Source organism: Clostridioides sp. ZZV14-6150 (assembly GCF_020657875.1).
GTDB lineage: Bacteria > Bacillota > Clostridia > Peptostreptococcales > Peptostreptococcaceae > Clostridioides.
In genome coordinates, this window is record NZ_JAGWDA010000085.1 from 1 (window position 1) to 374 (window position 374).

Annotated in this window: 3 tRNA genes; all 3 read right to left on the minus strand. The window is 53.5% G+C overall.

Features of this window, described 5'->3' with window-relative positions:
- Positions 1-73: transfer RNA gene (locus KGF41_RS20590), tRNA-Pro, on the minus strand.
- Between the two features lie 60 nt (positions 74-133).
- Positions 134-209 (minus strand) — tRNA-Trp (locus KGF41_RS20595).
- A gap of 11 nt (positions 210-220) precedes the next feature.
- Positions 221-294, minus strand: a tRNA-Ile gene (locus tag KGF41_RS20600).
- Positions 295-374: the final 80 nt, after the last annotated feature.

Below are 374 nucleotides of genomic sequence, written 5' to 3' on the forward strand. Positions count from 1 at the left end.
CGAGGTGAAGGGACTCGAACCCCCGGCCCCATGGTCCCAAACCATGTGCGCTACCAAACTGCGCTACACCTCGAAATATTATTTACTATCTTATATTACTCTAAAACTCGTTTTTTTTCAAGTCCTTTTTATTTGGCAGGGGTGGAGGGACTCGAACCCCCGGCGCACGGTTTTGGAGACCGACGCTCTACCAACTGAGCTACACCCCTATGAAGAATAATGGACCTTCAGGGACTCGAACCCCAGACCTACCGGTTATGAGCCGGGCGCTCTAACCAACTGAGCTAAAGGTCCTGGTTGGTCGAGGTGAAGGGACTCGAACCCCCGGCCCCATGGTCCCAAACCATGTGCGCTACCAAACTGCGCTACACCTC